At 66.2% G+C, this 16401-nt stretch carries 15 protein-coding genes; 4 read left to right on the forward strand and 11 right to left on the reverse strand.

Going from position 1 to position 16401, the window contains the following annotated elements; all coding sequences use genetic code 11:
* The first annotated feature begins 27 nt into the window (after positions 1–27).
* Positions 28–567 carry a DUF2345 domain-containing protein gene (locus tag VGN82_RS18635; RefSeq protein WP_327528532.1) on the forward strand — a complete coding sequence of 180 codons (540 nt, stop codon included), beginning with the start codon at positions 28–30 and terminating at the stop codon, positions 565–567.
* 114 nt (positions 568–681) lie between these two features.
* Here VGN82_RS18635 and VGN82_RS18640 read toward each other — a convergent pair whose 3' ends face one another.
* From VGN82_RS18640 to VGN82_RS18660, 5 genes are all read right to left on the reverse strand, one after another.
* Positions 682–1773, reverse strand: a complete 1092-nt coding sequence (locus VGN82_RS18640; RefSeq protein WP_327528533.1) for a D-TA family PLP-dependent enzyme — start codon at positions 1771–1773, stop codon at positions 682–684.
* Positions 1770–2228, reverse strand: a complete 459-nt coding sequence (locus tag VGN82_RS18645; RefSeq protein WP_327528534.1) for a RidA family protein — start codon at positions 2226–2228, stop codon at positions 1770–1772. Before VGN82_RS18645 ends, VGN82_RS18640 begins: the two co-directional genes overlap by 4 nt.
* The gene (locus VGN82_RS18650; RefSeq protein WP_327528535.1) at positions 2225–2791 is read right to left on the reverse strand and encodes a GNAT family N-acetyltransferase; all 567 of its coding nucleotides are present in this window, start codon (positions 2789–2791) and stop codon (positions 2225–2227) included. Before VGN82_RS18650 ends, VGN82_RS18645 begins: the two co-directional genes overlap by 4 nt.
* Before the next feature lie 54 nt (positions 2792–2845).
* Positions 2846–4009 (reverse strand): amidohydrolase/deacetylase family metallohydrolase, encoded by a 1164-nt coding sequence (locus VGN82_RS18655; RefSeq protein ID WP_327528536.1) that lies wholly within the window; start codon positions 4007–4009, stop codon positions 2846–2848.
* Between the two features lie 98 nt (positions 4010–4107).
* Entirely contained in the window at positions 4108–5043 is a 936-nt protein-coding gene (locus VGN82_RS18660; RefSeq protein WP_327528537.1) for an N-carbamoyl-D-amino-acid hydrolase, read from the reverse strand.
* A 179-nt stretch (positions 5044–5222) separates the two neighbouring features.
* Between VGN82_RS18660 and VGN82_RS18665 the strand changes: the two genes are divergently transcribed.
* The gene (locus tag VGN82_RS18665) at positions 5223–5522 is read left to right on the forward strand and encodes a putative antibiotic biosynthesis monooxygenase (RefSeq protein WP_327528538.1); all 300 of its coding nucleotides are present in this window, start codon (positions 5223–5225) and stop codon (positions 5520–5522) included.
* A gap of 90 nt (positions 5523–5612) precedes the next feature.
* Here the strand turns inward: VGN82_RS18665 and VGN82_RS18670 are convergent, their stop codons facing one another.
* The 3 genes from VGN82_RS18670 to VGN82_RS18680 all read right to left on the reverse strand — a co-directional run bounded on the left by VGN82_RS18670 (position 5613) and on the right by VGN82_RS18680 (position 9213).
* Positions 5613–6521 carry an ABC transporter permease gene (locus tag VGN82_RS18670; RefSeq protein WP_327528539.1) on the reverse strand — a complete coding sequence of 303 codons (909 nt, stop codon included), beginning with the start codon at positions 6519–6521 and terminating at the stop codon, positions 5613–5615.
* 2 nt (positions 6522–6523) lie between these two features.
* Positions 6524–7465: an ABC transporter permease gene (locus VGN82_RS18675; RefSeq protein WP_327528540.1), complete on the reverse strand. Its 942-nt coding sequence runs from the start codon at positions 7463–7465 to the stop codon at positions 6524–6526.
* Positions 7466–7614: 149 nt separating this feature from the next.
* A complete protein-coding gene (locus VGN82_RS18680; RefSeq protein ID WP_327528541.1) occupies positions 7615–9213 on the reverse strand; it encodes an ABC transporter substrate-binding protein in 1599 nt (532 codons plus the stop codon).
* Between the two features lie 378 nt (positions 9214–9591).
* Between VGN82_RS18680 and VGN82_RS18685 the strand changes: the two genes are divergently transcribed.
* Positions 9592–10545 (forward strand): amidohydrolase family protein, encoded by a 954-nt coding sequence (locus tag VGN82_RS18685; protein ID WP_327528542.1) that lies wholly within the window; start codon positions 9592–9594, stop codon positions 10543–10545.
* 10 nt (positions 10546–10555) lie between these two features.
* Here VGN82_RS18685 and VGN82_RS18690 read toward each other — a convergent pair whose 3' ends face one another.
* Both VGN82_RS18690 and VGN82_RS18695 read right to left on the reverse strand, forming a co-directional pair.
* Positions 10556–11968, reverse strand: a complete 1413-nt coding sequence (locus VGN82_RS18690; RefSeq protein WP_327528543.1) for an amidase — start codon at positions 11966–11968, stop codon at positions 10556–10558.
* 59 nt (positions 11969–12027) lie between these two features.
* Entirely contained in the window at positions 12028–13257 is a 1230-nt protein-coding gene (locus tag VGN82_RS18695; protein WP_327528544.1) for a M20 family metallo-hydrolase, read from the reverse strand.
* Between the two features lie 236 nt (positions 13258–13493).
* Between VGN82_RS18695 and VGN82_RS18700 the strand changes: the two genes are divergently transcribed.
* Positions 13494–13904, forward strand: coding sequence for a globin domain-containing protein (locus VGN82_RS18700; protein ID WP_327528545.1), 411 nt, complete (start codon positions 13494–13496; stop codon positions 13902–13904).
* A gap of 3 nt (positions 13905–13907) precedes the next feature.
* Here VGN82_RS18700 and VGN82_RS18705 read toward each other — a convergent pair whose 3' ends face one another.
* The gene (locus VGN82_RS18705; protein ID WP_327528546.1) at positions 13908–15896 is read right to left on the reverse strand and encodes a methyl-accepting chemotaxis protein; all 1989 of its coding nucleotides are present in this window, start codon (positions 15894–15896) and stop codon (positions 13908–13910) included.
* Between the last annotated feature and the right edge of the window lie 505 nt (positions 15897–16401).

Below are 16401 nucleotides of genomic sequence, written 5' to 3' on the forward strand. Positions count from 1 at the left end.
ACTGGCGCGGCAAAGCGGGAGGAAGCCATGGCCGAGAGCGACACTGACACGCTGCTGCGCCGGATCGCGGCACTGGAAGCCAAGCTTGGCGCACTGACGCAGATGATCTCCGCGAGCGGCGGCTCGCTCGTCATCACCGCGCCCGCGGGGCTGAGCATCACCTGCGGAGGAGCGATGTCGATCCAGGCCGGAACGGCCCTGTCGATCGCGTCTGGCACCAACGTCGCCGTTTCCGCCGGCAGCCGGATCAAGCTGGCTGGCGGCCAGGAGATCGCGCTCGACAGCCGCCAGTGCAATCTCTCGGCGACGGTTTCGATGAGCCTGGACAGCGACAAGGCGTTCGCGATCGAGGCTGGCCGGGAGATGACGGTCAAGGTCGCCAAGACTCTGACCGTCGAAGCCGCCGATTCCATGAGACTGGACAGCGGCGGCGCCGAACTGACCCTGAAGAAGGACGGCACCACGACGCTGAAGGGGCGCGACATCACGATCGAGGCATCCGGCCGCCTCACCGCAAAATCGAGCCGCGACCTCGTGCTCAAGGGCTCCAAGATCAGCCAGAATTGAGCGTCGAACCGCCTCGCCCGCCCATTTCCCTCAGAACCACGCCGTCATCCTGGACAAACTGCGAGCAGCGCGGCTCCGGGATGACGGCGGTGTTTCCTCGCGAAATCGTCAGGCTCAGCCGAGCTTGCCGCGCGCCGCGACCGGCAATTCGCCGACCAGCTTGTCGCCGCGCACCGTCACCAGCCGGTCGACCATGTTGACGACGACGCAGACATGGTTGGGCACCACGCGCACGACATCGCCGACCTTGGGCCGGCCATTGCTGGCGGACAGATCGAGGAAGCCGTGCTCCTCCGCGAACTTCGCGATCCTGGCCGCCGGGTATTCGAGAATATGGCCATGGCCATCGAGACCGCCCGAGTCACTCGTCAGCGTCTTCGAACCGGAATCGAGAATGCCTCGCTCGGGCCCGGCGCGGCTCACGACCGTCGCATAGACCGTGAGCGCACAATCATCGAGCGATGCCACGCCGGCCGCGACCTGCATACGATCGTTGAAGATCGAGGTGCCGGCGCGGTGTTCGGTCGCGCCCTTGAGCTTGCCGATATTGGGGATATTGGGCGAGCCGCCGGTCGAGACGATGCCGGCCTCGAGCCCGGCGTCGCGCAGGCCCGCATTGGCCGTGTCGAGGAAGGTCTGCGTGCGCGCCCAGCCGTCCTCGGGCGGGTACATCAGGAAGCCCGCGAAGGTAAGCCCCTTCGAGGCCGCGATCAGCTTCGCGAGTTCGACGGCTTCGCCCGGGGTCTCCACGCCTGCGCGCTGGCGGCCGGTGTCGCATTCGACGACGACCTCGAGATCGCGGCCGGCGATCTCGGCCGCGTCGGGAAGGCCGGCGATGGTAACGGGATTGTCGGCGGCGACGATCATCCGCACCCGGCGCTGAAGCTGGCCGAGGCGGCCGAGCTTCTGCTCGCCGAGGATGTTGTAGCTGATCAGGATGTCATCGATGCCGCCATCCGCCATGACCTCGGCTTCGCCGAGCTTCTGGCAGGTGATACCGCGCGCGCCGGCCTCGATCTGGAGCCGGGCGAGTTCGGGAGATTTATGCGTCTTGATGTGCGGGCGGTTGGCAACGCCGGCTGCATCGCAGACCGCCTGCAGGCGGGCGATATTGGCCTCGACCTTGTCGAGGTCGATGACGACGGCCGGCGTGCCGTAGACGCGGGCGATCTCCGCCTTGAGTGCTTCCTGGGCGGGCGTGGTCACGGCAGCACCTTGATGATCGCCTCGATCTCAACGGGCATGTTGCCAGGCAGCGAGCCCATGCCGACAGCCGAACGTGCATGGCGGCCGTTATCACCCAGCACCGCGACGAGCAGGTCCGAGCAGCCGTTGATGACCTTGGGCTGGTCGCCGTATTCAGGCACGGCATTGACCATGCCGAGCAGCTTGATGACCTCGACCTTGTCGAGCGAACCCGCCGCTTCCTTCATCGCCGCGAGCAGGCCGAGCCCTGTGTTCTTGGCGAATTCATAGGCCTGCTCGGTGGTGAACTCCTTGCCGACCTTGCCGTTCGGGATCGAGCCATCGGGATTTCGCGGCCCCTGCCCCGACAGAAAGACGAGATCGCCCACCTTCTTGAAGCGGACATAGTTGGCCATCGGCGCTGCGAGCGTGGGCAGGCTCAGCCCCAGATCCTTGAGTTTCTGTTCGGCGCTCATTGGTCTTCCTCATGGTTTCTGGTTGGTGACGCCGGTGGCGCCGGGACTTCAAGCTCGCGTTCCAGATAGCGCGCGGCATCGTCATAGCTCGCAAGCTTCGCGGCAAGTGCGGGGTCATGCATCTCGCGAAAGCCATGCCGCTGCCAGAAGCCGGACGAGTCGTTGACCGCGATCAAGGCCAGCCGCGGTTGCTGCGCCTGACGGGCCAGAGCCACCAGGCGCTCGAGGATCAGGCGCCCTGCCCCGGTTCCCCGCGCGGCCGGCAGCAGCGCGAGATCGTGGATGTAGAAGGCACCCGGCGCATCCGGCAGGTGGCCGAGCGACGTGTTCAGCGCCGGCGGCGCGCCGCGATGCCAGGGATGGGCGACGACATAGCCGAGCAAGCCACTGGGCCCTTCGAGCACCAGGCAGCCATCCGAGAACAGACGCAGCCGTTCGGCGAAGACCGCTTCGTCTTCGGGGTAGTCCGGGTGCACCACCGCGGCGACCGCCAGCACAGCCGGCAGGTCGGTTGCGTTCATCGGGCGCCACGTCGCTTCAGACATTCGGGCCTGTCCAGCCATCGGGCTTGGGCGTCATGCTCGGGCCGGTCCCGAGCATGACGCACACACCCGCGTTCAGGCCGCGACCTTCTTGAACTTGTTCGTGCGCTTCGGATGCCACCACGCTCCCTTGAGCACGACGCCCTCGGAGACGATCTTGCGGTCGCCCGTCATGTGCTCGCCGGTGACGTCGGCATAGTCGAACTTGCCTTCCTTCACCGTCAGGATCGTGGCGTCGCCAAGCGAGCCGACCTTGAGCGAGCCGTACTCCGGGCGCTTCAGCGCCATCGCCGCATTCACGGTCGAGGCGGCGATGACGTTGTTCAGGCTCATGCCCATGACCAGGAACTTCGACATGGTGGTGACCTGGTCATAAGCCGGGCCGTCGATGCAGAGCTTGTGGACGTCCGAGGAGATCACGTCCGGCTCGAAGCCGTTGGCGAGCATGGCGCGCGTCGTCTTGAACGAGAACGAGCCCTTGCCGTGGCCGATATCGAAGATGACGCCGCGCTTGCGGGCGGCCATGACCTCGGGCTTGACCGTGCCCTGCGCGGTCGACGGCGCGTTCGGGAAGGGGCGGAAGGCGTGCGTCAGCACGTCGCCCGGCCGTAGCATGTCGACCACCTCCTCGTAGGACGGTGGCGGGTGGTCGATATGGCACATCAGCGGCATGCCGACTTCGTTGGCGACCTGCAGCGCGATGTTGAGCGGCACGGCGCCGGAGTTGCCCGAGGCGTGCAGGCCGACACGGACCTTGATGCCGACGATCAGGTCGCGGTTCTTGTCGGCGACCTCGACGCAGTCGATCGGGTTCATCATCCGCAGATCGCCGCTCTCGCCGACCATGACGCGGTGGTCGAAGCCATAGATGCCGGCATGCGAGACATGGAGATAGGCGAGGATGCGAGCCTGGCTCTTCTCGATGACATGCTTGCGGAAGCCCGCCCAGTTCCCAGGGCCGGCCGATCCCGTGTCGACCGAGGTGGTGACGCCGGACACCCGACAGAACTCGTCGGCATCGATGCCGAGCGAGGTGCCGCCCCAATAGACATGGGTGTGCAGGTCGATCAGGCCCGGCGTGACAATGTAGCCGGAGACATCGCGGACCTCCTTCGCGCCCTTCAGATCCTTGCCGAAGCCGGAGACCTTGCCGTCGGTGAAGGCGACATCGGCGATGCCGTCATGCTTCTGCGAGGGGTCGATGACCCGGCCGCCTTTCAGGATGAGATCATGTGTCATTGAGCTTTCCCGCCCGTCACTTCGATTTCAGAACAAGACGCCGGCGCCCCAGGTGCGACTAGGCCGCACCCGGAATGACCAGCCAAAAGGTCGAGTCGTCACACCGGCCCCACGGCGCCCTTGCGCTCGACGATCAGGCCATAGGCCTGGGGCTCCCGGTGCTTGGCGAAGTTGAAGGTCGAATTCTTGTAGCTCTTGCCGAGGTCCATGTCGCAGCGGGCGACGACGAGTTCATCGCCCTCGGTCACGGCTTGCGCCACGACCTCGCCGGTCGGGGCGATGATGCAGGAGCCGCCGATCTGGTCAACGCCGGCCTCGGGGCCCGCCTTGGCGACGCCGACGACCCAGGTGGCGTTCTGATAGGCGCCGGCCTGCATCACGAGCTGGTTGTGGAAGTTGCCAAGCCGGTCATGGTCCGGGGCCGGCGGATTGTGCTTGGGCGTGTTGTAGCCGAGCACGATCAATTCGACATCCTGCAGGCCCATCGAACGGTAACTCTCCGGCCAGCGCCGGTCGTTGCAGATCATCATGCCGATATTGGCATCCATCGTGCGCCAGACCGGCCAGCCGAGATTGCCGGTTTCGAAATAGCGCTTCTCCAGGTTCTGGAACGGAGCCTCGGGACGGTGCTCGGGGTGGCCCGGCAAGTGGATCTTGCGATACTTGCCGACGATCGAGCCTGACTTGTCAACCAGGATCGCGGTGTTGAAGCGACGCTTGCGGCCATCCTCATGGGCGAGCTCGCAATAGCCGAGGTGGAAGCCGACGCCGAGGCGCTTGCTCTCCTCGAAGAGCGGGGCGGTTTCGTTGCCCGGCATCGCGCTCTCGAAATAGCCGTCGATCTCGTCTTCATCGTCGATCCACCAATGCGGGAAGAAGGCGGTGAGCGCCGCTTCCGGGTAGACGACCAGATCTGCGCCGTGGCTCTTGGCCTGGCGCATCAGCTCGATCATGCGGGCGACGGCGGACGCCCTGCTCTCGTCGCGCTGGATCGGGCCGAGCTGGGCTGCGGCAATGGTCAGGATGCGGGTCATGATGGCTATGCTTTCACCCGGCTCGTTTCGTCGCGTCGGGAGCCGGAACGCGATGACGTTACGGAAACGACAATTGCGCCGAGCCGGGTGGCGGCGTAACTTCGACGGGCGGGCCGCGGCCGCGCCCCCAAGCGATGGCCTGGCCCTGTTGCGGCGAAGGCAAGCGGGGGAGCACAGCGATGACCGTGTTCAATGTCGTCCGTTTCCGCGTCAAGGCGGGCCGGGAGGAGGACTTTCTGGCAGCCCATCGCGACGGCAACGCGCGGTGGCCTGGCCTCGTCAACGGGCACATCATCAGGACCGGCGAGCGATCCTACTGCCTGATTGGCGAATGGGCGGATATCGACGCGATCAAGGCGGCGCGCGCTCCGATGATCGCCACGCTCGACAGCTTCCGCGACACCTTGGAAGACCTCGGCGGCGGACTTGGCGTCACCGATGCGGTCTCCGGCGAGAAGGTGGTCGACCTTCTCGCCTGACGGGACCTCGAGGTCGCAGGACGGATCCGGGACACCCGAATTCCGCTGCGCAGACGCGCTGCTATGGACACCAGACATGCCGCGGCGCCGTCACAATGCCTTCGCCAGTCTCGGGTCAAGCGAGTCGCGCAAGCCGTCGCCGAGCAGGTTCACCGCGAGCACGGTGATCGAGAGGAAGATCGCCGGGAACAGGATGATGTGCGGCTTGACCTGCCAGAGCGCGCGTCCCTCCGCCATGATGTTGCCCCAGGACGGCGTCGCCGGCGGGATGCCGGCCCCGATGAACGACAGGATCGCCTCGATGATCATGGCGCTGGCGCAAATATAGGTCGCCTGCACGCTCATCGGCGCGAAGGTGTTCGGCAGGATGTGACGCAGGATGATGCGCGGCGTGCGGGCGCCGTTGGCGATCGCGGCCTCGACATAGGGTTGCTCGCGCAGCGACAGCACGACGCCGCGCACGAGACGGGCGACGCGCGGAATCTCCGCAATGGTGATCGCGATGATGACGTTCTGGATCGAGCCGCGTGTCAGCGCCATCAGCGCGATGGCGAGCAGGATCGGCGGGATCGACATCATGCCGTCGATGATCCGCATGACGACGCCGTCAGCCCAGCGCACGAAACCGGCGAAGAGCCCAACAGCGAGGCCGATCACCGAGGACAGAAGCGCCACGCTGAAGCCGACCACGAGCGAGACCCGCGCGCCATAGACGACGCGGGAGTAGATGTCGCGGCCAAGCATGTCGGTGCCGAACCAATAGAGCTCGGACGGCACGCGGGTCCGCCGGGAGGTCGCGATCGCCGTCGGATCGACGGTCCAGAGCAGCGGCGCGAAGATGCCGATCAGCGCCATCAGCGTGAGCAGCGAGCCGCCGATCAGCACGGAGGGGTGACGGCGCAGATAGCGCCGGAAGCGGACCCAGCGACCGAGCGTCGGCTTGATCGCGGGTTCGGGCGAAGCCGCCAGCGCGGCTGGTGCCGGAAGGGAGCTTTGCATCGTCAATAGCGTATCCTCGGGTCGACGAGGGTGTAGGTCAGGTCGATGAGCAGGTTCACCAGGACGTAGACGAGGCTGAACATCAGCACGACGCCCTGGATGACCGGATAGTCTCGCCGCAGGATGGCATCGACGGTGAGCCGGCCGAGACCGGGAATCGCGAAGACGCTCTCGGTTACGACCGCGCCGCCGATCAGAAGCGCGATGCCGATGCCGATGATCGTGACGATCGGAACGGCGGCGTTCTTGAGCGCGTGGAGGAAGAGCACGTCACGCTGACCGACGCCCTTGGCCTGGGCCGTACGGACATAATCCTGCTGCATCACCTCGAGCATTGTCGCCCTCGTGATGCGCGCGATCAGCGCGATATAGACCAGGCCCAGCGTCACCGCCGGCAGGATCAGATTCTTGAACCAGGGCCAGAACCCCTGGGACAGCGGCGTATATCCCTGCACCGGAACCCAATCGAGCTGAAGCGCGAAGACATAGGCCAGCAGATAGCCGACGACGAAGACCGGCACCGAGAAGCCGAAAACGGCAAAGGCCATGGCGCCGCGGTCGATCCAGCTTCCGGCCTTCCAGGCGGCGATGACGCCCATCGGCACGGCGACCGTCACGGCGAAGATCAGCGTCAGCACCATCAGCGACAGTGTCGGCTCGATACGCTGGGCGATGAGCTGCGTCACCGGCAGGTTGGTGAAGATCGAGGTGCCAAGGTCGCCCTGCAGCACGCGGAAGGCCCATTCGGCGAAGCGAACAAGATAGGGACGGTCCAGACCGAGGCTGGCGCGGATGCGCTCGACGTCGGCAGGCGAGGCCTGGTCGCCGGCGATGACCGCAGCCGGATCGCCCGGCGCGATGTAAAGCAGAGAAAAGACGAACAGTGCCACGAATGCCATCACAGGGATGGTCGTGATGATCCGTCTGACGATGAAGGCTAACATTGCGGCTTTCTAGCCCTTTTTCACTCGGTCCGGTGTCTGACTGCCCCGGGCTCTTGCTCGGCCCGGCGAAATGAAAGCGGCGGGATCGGCATGCAGGATGCCGACCCCGGATCAATGCGGGGGCGGCAACGCGCCCCCGCTCGCAGGCATCAGGCCTTCGACACGCCCCAGAGCACCGGGAAGGGCCCGCTGGTGACGCCAGAGACGTTCTTCCGCCAGGCCTGGTAGCCGAGATAGAAGCCCGTCGGCACATAGACGACGTTCTCGACGGCGGCCTTGTTCAGGCGGCCCATCGCGGCCTTCTCCTCCTCCATGTTCTTGGCGTTGAACCAGTTGGTCACCTCGGTCTCGACCGACGGCACATCCGGCCAGCCGAACCAGGCCTTTTCGCCATTGGCGCGCACGGCCGTGTAGGAGGACGGGTTCACGCAGTCGGCGCCGGCATGCCAGGTGTGGAACATGCTCCAGCCGCCCTGCCCCGGGGCCGTCTTCTGGGCGCGGCGGGCGCCGACGGTGCCCCAGTCGGTCGCGACGAAGTCGACCTTCATGCCGATGCTCTTGAGCAGTTCGGCCGTGACGTCGCCCATCGACTTGGTCGCCGCCATGTCCTGCGCGACGACGCAGACCACGGGCTCGTCCTTGTAGCCGGACTCGGCCAGGAGCTTCTTGGCCTCGGCGACGTTCTTCTTCTTCATGATATCGCCGCCCTCCTCGGTGTAGAGGGGGGTGCCGGGCGTGAAGAAGCCGGCCATCGGCTTCCAGAGCTTGTCATCGTCGCCGATGATCGAGCGCATGTAGTCTTCCTGGTTCAGCGCCGTCATGACGGCCTGACGCACCTTCACATTGTTGAAGGGCGGGTGCATGTGGTTCATGCGGAAGGCGCCGATATTGCCCAAGGGATCGCCGATATCGACGTTGATGTTGGCGTTCTTCTTGAGGACCGGCACGAGGTCCGCCAGCGGGGTCTCCCACCAGTCGACCTCGCCGTTCTGGAGCGCGGCCGCGGCCGTCGCCGGATCGGGCATGATCACCCATTCGACGCGGTCGAACATCATGTTCTTGCCGCCGGCCAGCCAGTCGGCCTTCTCGGTGCGCGGCTTGTAGTCGGCGAACTTCTCGAACACCGCCTTGGCGCCGGGCACCCATTCGCTGCGCACGAACTTCATCGGCCCGGAGCCGATGTATTCGGTGATCTGGGTGAACGGATCGGTCTTGGCGATGCGCTCGGGCATGATGAAGGTGCAGGGCGCGTTGTTCTTGCCGAGCGCGAGCAGCATCTTCGGATAGGGCTTGTTGAGGACCCATTTCCACGTCTTGTCGTCGACGGGCGACAGCTCGACCTCGATCGCCTTGATCATCAGGCCCATCGGGTCGCGCGCCTGCCAGCGCTTCAGGCTCTGCACGACGTCCTTGGACGTCACCGGCGCACCATCGTGGAACTTCAGGCCGTCGCGCAGCGTGAAGGTCCAGGTCAGGCCGTCGGCGGAGACCGTCTCGCTCTCGACCATCTGACGCTGCGGCTGGAACTTGGAATCGATGCCGTAGAGCGTGTCCCAGACCAGCAGGGCCGCATTGCGGACAACGTATTGCGTCCCCCAGATCGGGTCGAAGTTGGCGAGATTGGCCTGAGGCACGAAGCGCAGGGTCTTCGTCGCCGCGCCTTGCGCAAGGGCCGGCATCGCGAGCCCACCGGCCGCGGCCATTGCGCCGGAACTCGCGGCGGCTTTCAGAAATGTTCTGCGATCCATCAATCTCTCCCCTGAAACGGCAACCTCTGACGGGCGACCCTGGCGCGAATTTGGGCAGAAAAAATCTGCCGTGACAACTCGTCTGGCGGGCCTCCCGTAGGCGCCGGACCGCCTGCACGGTTCGTGCCAAACGGAACTGCTCACGCCTTTTCCGTGTGATGTGCTCTCCGGCATGCCGATTTGCCCGGCCAGATTATTTTGACGCGCCGGGCGAAAGGCCGCGAGGTCTGCATCATCGCGGAGGCGGTCTTGCCTTTCGTTAGGGCAGAGACCTCGCGCGAGCCTCGAATCGATGCCGCGACGCTGATGGAACGTTGGAAACCAAGTGCTTCGTCATGGTAGTGCCGACATGACGCTGCGTCGTCACGGGAGGAGCGGATGCGAGGCATTTGGATGGCGCTGGCGGCGACACTCGCCGGCTTCGCGGCCCAAGCTCAGGCGCCCGATGCGCAGGAGTCACGCCGCCAGCAACGACGCGCCAGCGCTGCGCCCGCCGTCCAGCCGGACCCGGCGACGCCGACCATCCCGTTCATCGACGGCCATGTCCACCTCAACGACGAGGCGATGCAGCTCGACCTGATGCAGCGCTTCGGCGCGACGCGCGCGGTGATCTTCTGGGGCCGCGCCAGCGACAACGAAACCATCGCCGAGGTCACCCGCCGCCATCCCGGGCTGTTCATCCCCTTTGTCTCGGTCTCACCCGAGCGGTCGCTCTTCCGTTCGGCCTGGGACAGCGACGATCCAAAGCTGCTCGCCCGGCTCGACGAGTGGCTGGCCTCAGGCATCTACAAGGGCATCGGCGAAATCTCCGCCGTGCACTTCCCCTCGCCCGGCCTGAACGAGACGGATTTCGATCCGGTCGGCGCGACGATGCGTGGCATCTTCGCGTTGGCGCGCAAACATCGCGTCCCCGTGCTCGTCCACATCGAAACGACCCGGATGCGTGAACTGTCCAGCCTGCTCGAGGCCTTTCCCGACGTGCAGGTCATCTGGGCGCATGGCGGCTACACGCCGCTGTTCCTGGCCCGCCGGATGCTCGAACGGCACCCGAACCTGACTTATGAGCTCAGCGCCCGGACCTGGCCGAGACATCCGCGCGCGCCGGACTACACGATCCTTCGCGACGGCCAGCACGTCTGGCCGGAATGGCTCGAACTGATCGAAGCCAAGCCGGACCGTTTCGTCGTCGGCACCGATGCGAGCCATCGCTCGCAAGCCAGCGAGGTGATCAAGTTCGAGAGCGTCCAGAACCTGCTGCGCCAATTGAGCCCGACGACGCGGGAGCGCGTGGCGCACTCCAACCTGATCGACCTCGTCGAACCGCGGCGTTGACGACCGCGCGTCAGATCACCCCGACGGGCGCGTCGATCCGCGCGAAGGGCCGCGCGGCCTCGAAGGCTGCCGCGGCGCGCAGCACCAGCGCATCGCGCCCGAAGGCGCCGACCACCTGAAGCCCCGCCGGAAGGCCTGCGCTCGTCAGTCCGCAAGGCAGCGAGACCGCCGGCGCCTGCGTGATGTTGAAGGGGTAGGTGAAGGGGGTCCAGCGCGTCCAGTCATCGCCATAGCCGCCATGGGCGGGGGTGTTGGCGCCGACATCGAAGGCCGGCAGCGGCAGGGTCGGGGTCAGCAGCAGATCGAAGTCTGCATGAAATTGCGCCATCTTGTGCGCAAGCGCATTGCGCTGGTTCAACAGCGCATCGACGTAGCTCGCGCCCGAAACGCGCTCTCCTTGCTCGGCAACGGCGACGAGGCCAGGATCCATGCGAGCCCGCTCGGCCGGGCCGGCACTGCGCAATGCGAGTGCGGCACCTGCCGACCAGATCGCCATCAGCGTCTCGATCGGATCGTCGAAGCCCGGATCGACCTCCTCGACGCTGGCGCCGAGATCGCGGAATGCCATCGCGGCAGCTTGCGTCAGCGCGGCGATCTCGGGATCGACCGACACGTTGCCGCCGAGCTTCGGCGACCAGGCGATGCGCAGACCCTTCACCCCGCCCTTGAGGCCGTCGACATAGTCGGGCGGGCGGACGATCATCGCGGTCATGTCGCGCTCATCGGGCTGGCCGATCGCATTCATCGCGAGCGCCGTGTCCGCGACGGTGCGGGTCAAGGGCCCGAGATGGGCGAGGAAGCCCATGGTCGAGATCGGCCAGGCAGGAACGCGGCCATAGGTCGGCTTGAGGCCGACCACGCCCGTGAACGCCGCGGGGATGCGGACCGAGCCGGCGCCGTCGGTGCCGATATGGATGCAGCCGAGGTTGAGCGCCGCGCAGGAGGCTGCGCCGGCCGAGGAACCGCCGGGACCGGTCGCGATGTTCCAGGGATTGCGGGTTATCCCCGAGAGCGGCGAGTCGCCGACACCCTTCCAGCCATATTCCGGCATCGTCGTTTTGCCGAGGAAGACCGTTCCGGCCTCCCGCAACCTTGCCGTCGCCGGCGCGTCTTCCGGAAAGGGGGCATCCGATGCCACGGCCGAGCCGCGCCGCATCGGCCAGCCGGCGACACCGATATTGTCCTTGATCGTGACGGGCACGCCATCGAGCGGACCGAGCGGCTCGCCCTTCAGCCAGCGCGCCTGCGAGGCCTCCGCCATGGCGAGCGTGATCTGCGCATCGCGCACCACAAAGGCGTTGATCTGCGGCTCGAAGCGCTCGATCCGCTCCAGCGCATCTTGCGCAACCTCTACGGGCGAGAGTTCGCGGCTGGCGAAGAGCGGGCCGAGCTCGGCGGCCGAAAGCGATGCGATTGCCGTCATGGACACAGCCTGTCGTTGAGAGCGGAAGGACTGGAAAACGCGGGAGGCGGCCGATCTCGTCAGCCGTTGGCGGCACGCCACGCCGCGCTCAGCAGGACATTGGCACCGGCGGCCATATCCTCGTCGGTGCTGAATTCGGCCGGATTGTGCGAGAGGCCCCCGATCGAAGGGATGAAGACCATGGCGGTGGGGCAGAGCCGCGACATCATCTGGGCATCGTGGCCTGCGCCGGAGATCATCCGGCGGATCGGGAGACCGAGTTCCGCGGCGCTCTGCTCGACGCCTGCGATCAGCTCCTCGGCGAAGGGCGTCGCCGGGAAACGGGCTAGATCGCGGAAGGAAATCTCGATGCCGTCGCGGGCCGAAAGCTCGGCGCAGAATGCCCGGACCGCGGCCTCCGCTTCCGCCAGCGGCGCATCGAGCGGGTTGCGCAGGTCCAGCGTCATGGTGACCGTCTCGGGGACGACATTGACGTTGGCCGGCTGCACGCGGATGACGCCGCAATTGGCGAGCTGGCCGGGTATCGTCTTGGTCAGTTCATTCGCGAAGATGTTGATGCGCGCCGCCGCGAGGCCCGGGTCCTTGCGGTAGACCATCGGCGTGGTGCCCGCATGGCTCGGCCGCCCCTTCAGCGTCAGCTCCAGCCAGCAGATGCCCTGGATGCCGGTCACAGCGCCGAGCCCACCGCCGTCGCTCTCCAGCACCGGGCCCTGCTCGATATGCAGTTCGAGATAGGCATGAGCGGGCAGGAAGCCCGGCTGTTCCGGTCCTTCATAGCCGATGCGCTTCAATTCCGTGCCGAGCACCGCGCCGTCGGCATCCAGTTCGGCATGGGCGGCGGCGACGCTCATACCGCCGGCCCAGACATAGGAGCCGAGCATGTCGGGATGGAAGCGCGCGCCCTCCTCGTTGGTGAAGGCGATCACGGCCATGTCGCGCTTGGGCGTCAACCCGGCATCACGCAGCGTCGCCAGCACCTCGACGCCGGCGACAACACCGAGCGCGCCGTCGAAGCGGCCACCGGTGCCAACGGTGTCGATGTGCGAGCCCATGATGACGGCGGCGCCTTGCTCGCGCCCCTTCAGGATGCCGACGACGTTGCCGATCGCATCGACCTTCACCTCGAGCCCGAGATCCTTCATCTGGCCGACGAGCCAGTCGCGGCCCTGCCGGTCCTCATCGCTCAGGGCCAGGCGGCGGCAGCCACCTTCAGGGGTCGCACCGATGGCGGAGAGTGCCGTGAGCCGCGACGCCAGCCTGGCGCCGTCGATCCTCAGATTGCTGCTCATCCGTCATCTCCATGCAGGCCCGTCCGTGGCGGCCAAAGGGCAGGCAAGATGCGCGCCGTCCGGCCGGTTCGACAGGCCCTTCCATAGGGGAACCGGCATGCGCCTGTCGATGGTCGGGGCCGGCCCGCGTAACCGCAATGAAAGGAAACGGCGCGCCTTCATGCTATGCTCGGGCCAATCGGCGAACACGAAGCGGTTCGCAATGGCATCGCCTGAAATTTCGCAGGAGAGCAGCCATGACCGATCATGACATCGAACTGGTCAGGGAGAGCTTCGCGCATCTGCATCGCCGCAAGGTCGAGACGGCGGCGATGTTCTACGGGCGCCTGTTCGAGATCGCTCCCGAGGTCAGGCCCCTCTTCACGAAAGAGATCGCGGAACAGAGTGCGAAGCTGATGGAAACACTGACCGTCGCCATGGCGGCCCTGCGCGATCCCGAGGGCCTGACCGCGCTGCTGCGCAAGCTCGGCCGCAACCATCGCAGCTATGGTGTCGAGGAGCGACACTACGCCAGCGTCGAGGCGGCTCTGATCTGGACGCTGCGGGCCTCGCTCGGCAGGGGCTTCACACCCCAGCTCGAGCGTGCCTGGACATCCGTCTACCGCCACATGGCGGGAATCATGATCGCTGCGGGCCGCGCGGGCTGAACCTCAGAACTCCTCCCAGCCAGTGTCGTCATGGCCGTTGGCGACCTTTCTGGCAGGTGCGCGCGGCGTCGGCGTGGCGGCCGGGGCTCTGGTCTGGACGAAGGCGGCTTCAGCGATTCGGCGCAGGCGGGCAGGTTCCGAGGCCGCCGGTGCGGGCTGGCGGTGGGCGACGACGGCACCGCCCGCTTCCGACCCGGTCCGGAAGGCCGCGACGAGGTCGTTGAGCTGCCCAATCCGGCCGGTGAGCGAGCCGGCCGATGCGGCGCTCTGTTCGGCCAATGCGGCATTGGCCTGGGTCATCTCGTCGAGATGGGCGACGGCCTGGCTCATCTCGTCGATGCCGCTGGCCTGTTCGCCGGAGGCTGCCGAGATCTCGGCGATGGTGTCCGCAACCTTCTGCGACGATGCCAGGATCTGGCTCAGCTGCGCGCCGGCCTGGCGGACCAGCTTGACCCCCTCGCCGACCTCGCCATTCGAGGACGAGATCAGCGCCGAGATGTCCTTGGCTGCCTCGCTCGAGCGCTGGGCAAGCGTCCGCACCTCGGAAGCGACGACGGCAAAGCCCTTGCCGGCATCGCCGGCACGCGCCGCCTCGACGGCGGCATTCAGAGCCAGCAGGTTGGTCTGGAAGGCAATGTCGTCGATCACGCGGATGATGTCGGAAATCTTGGTCGAAGCCGCTTCGATGCGGGCCATCGCGTCGACGGCCTGGCCGGCGATCAGCCCGCCGCTCTGGGCCGCCTGCATCGCCTCGTCGGCGACGGCCGCCGCCTGGCGCGAGGCCTGGGCGGTGGCCTTGACCGAGGCCGCGAGCTCCTCGGTCGTCGCAGCCGTCTCTTCCAGGCTCGACGCCTGCTCCTCGGTGCGCTTCGACAGGTCATCGGCGCCGGTGTTGATCTCGCGCGCCGCCAGTCCGACATCGGCCGTCGTGGCCTGGATCGTCTTCACCGTCGAGGACAGACGCTCGACCGTGGCGTTGAAATCGTCGCGCAGCTTGACGTAGTCGGCCGGCAGGTCGAGCTCGATGCGATATGTCAGATTGCCGTGCGACAGCTCGGCCAGTCCGTCCGCGAGCGCGCCGACGACCTTCTCGAGTTGCTGCGCCTGTTCCAGCCGTTGCTGGGCGGAAAGCTGGCGCTGCTCCTCGGTCGAGCGGCGGGTTTCGTCCATCAGGCTGGCCTGGGATGCCGCCTCGACTTCGAGCCGCTCCTTCTCGATCGCGGCATTGCGCAGCACCGCCACGGCGCCCGCCATGTCGGCGAACTCGCCGCTGCGGAAGCTGGGCACGACGGAAGCCAGATCGCCGGCGGCAAGGCGCTCCATCGCCGCCTTGAGGCTGCCGAGAGGCTTCATCATCCGGCGCACGAGCAGGAAGAGCGCCACGCCGGCAACGGCTGCAATAACCAGTCCGGCGATGATGTTGCCGGTGATCATCTCGCTGATCACCGACATGAAGTCCTGCTGCTTGATGCCGACATAGAGCACGCCGATGACGCTGTTGTCGGACTTCTGGATGATCGGCTCGTAGATCGTGAAATAGGGCGTACCGAGGATATCGGCGGCACCGGAATAGGTGGCGCGCTGCTTGAAGACGGCGTCATAGGCCGCACCCGGAGCGAGCTTGGTGCCGACGGCGCGCGAGCCGTCCGGTTTCTGCACGTTCGTCGCGACGCGAACATCGCCCATGAAGACCGTGGCCGTGCTGCCCGCGAGTGCCTTGACCTTGTCGACGGCCGCGAAATTGCCGTTCACAAGTTCGTTGCCGAAGAACAGCTTGTCGCCTTCGAGCCGCGGCTCGCCCTTGGTCGCGAGGAGATCCCGCAGCAGGTTGATGTTGACCGAAAGGCTGGCCTGGGCCCGCTCGCGCATCGCCTTTTCTGCAGCCTGCAGCGAAACCAGCACCGATGCGGCGACGGCGAGGCCGACGAAAAGAACACCGACGACGGCGAGGCGCGTCGCGATCGGCAGGCCGGCAGTCACAATCTTTTTCATGGAGAGCCAATCCGGTGGCGACGCCGGAGCAGAGGCCGAATTCTTTCACAGGACATTCGATCACATGCGGCCGACGCCGGGTTTAATGATTTATAGGCAGGCAGCGCGCCACGAAGAGGCGCAAATATAGGCATCGTCTCATCTGATCTATTCGTGACCGAGCATCGGGGTTCATGCTCGAGTCGCCGCGCAAGACGCTCAGATTCAGTTTAGACTTAATCAAAGCCGTGAATAATCGCTTAACCTTGCGGATGCGTCGGGTGTCGAGGTGCAAGGCCGGCACCCGCCCCGTCGAGCCTGAATTCTTCGGGGTTGGCGTCGCCGCAAAGCCCGCGACTGCGTCTGTTGCCGATGGGCCACAGCCGCGCGCCGCCATCATTTCGCCACGTCATGTTCACCCCGCGGCCATGTCCACCGCCTTGAAACGGTGTCATGCGTTCTCGTGGGAACGCAAACCTGTTTCCGCCGTTGATCCTCCGTTTTCGCAAGATCGAACAAAGCAGAG

Origin of the sequence: Allobosea sp. (assembly GCF_035999205.1) — a bacterium.
GTDB lineage: Bacteria > Pseudomonadota > Alphaproteobacteria > Rhizobiales > Beijerinckiaceae > Allobosea.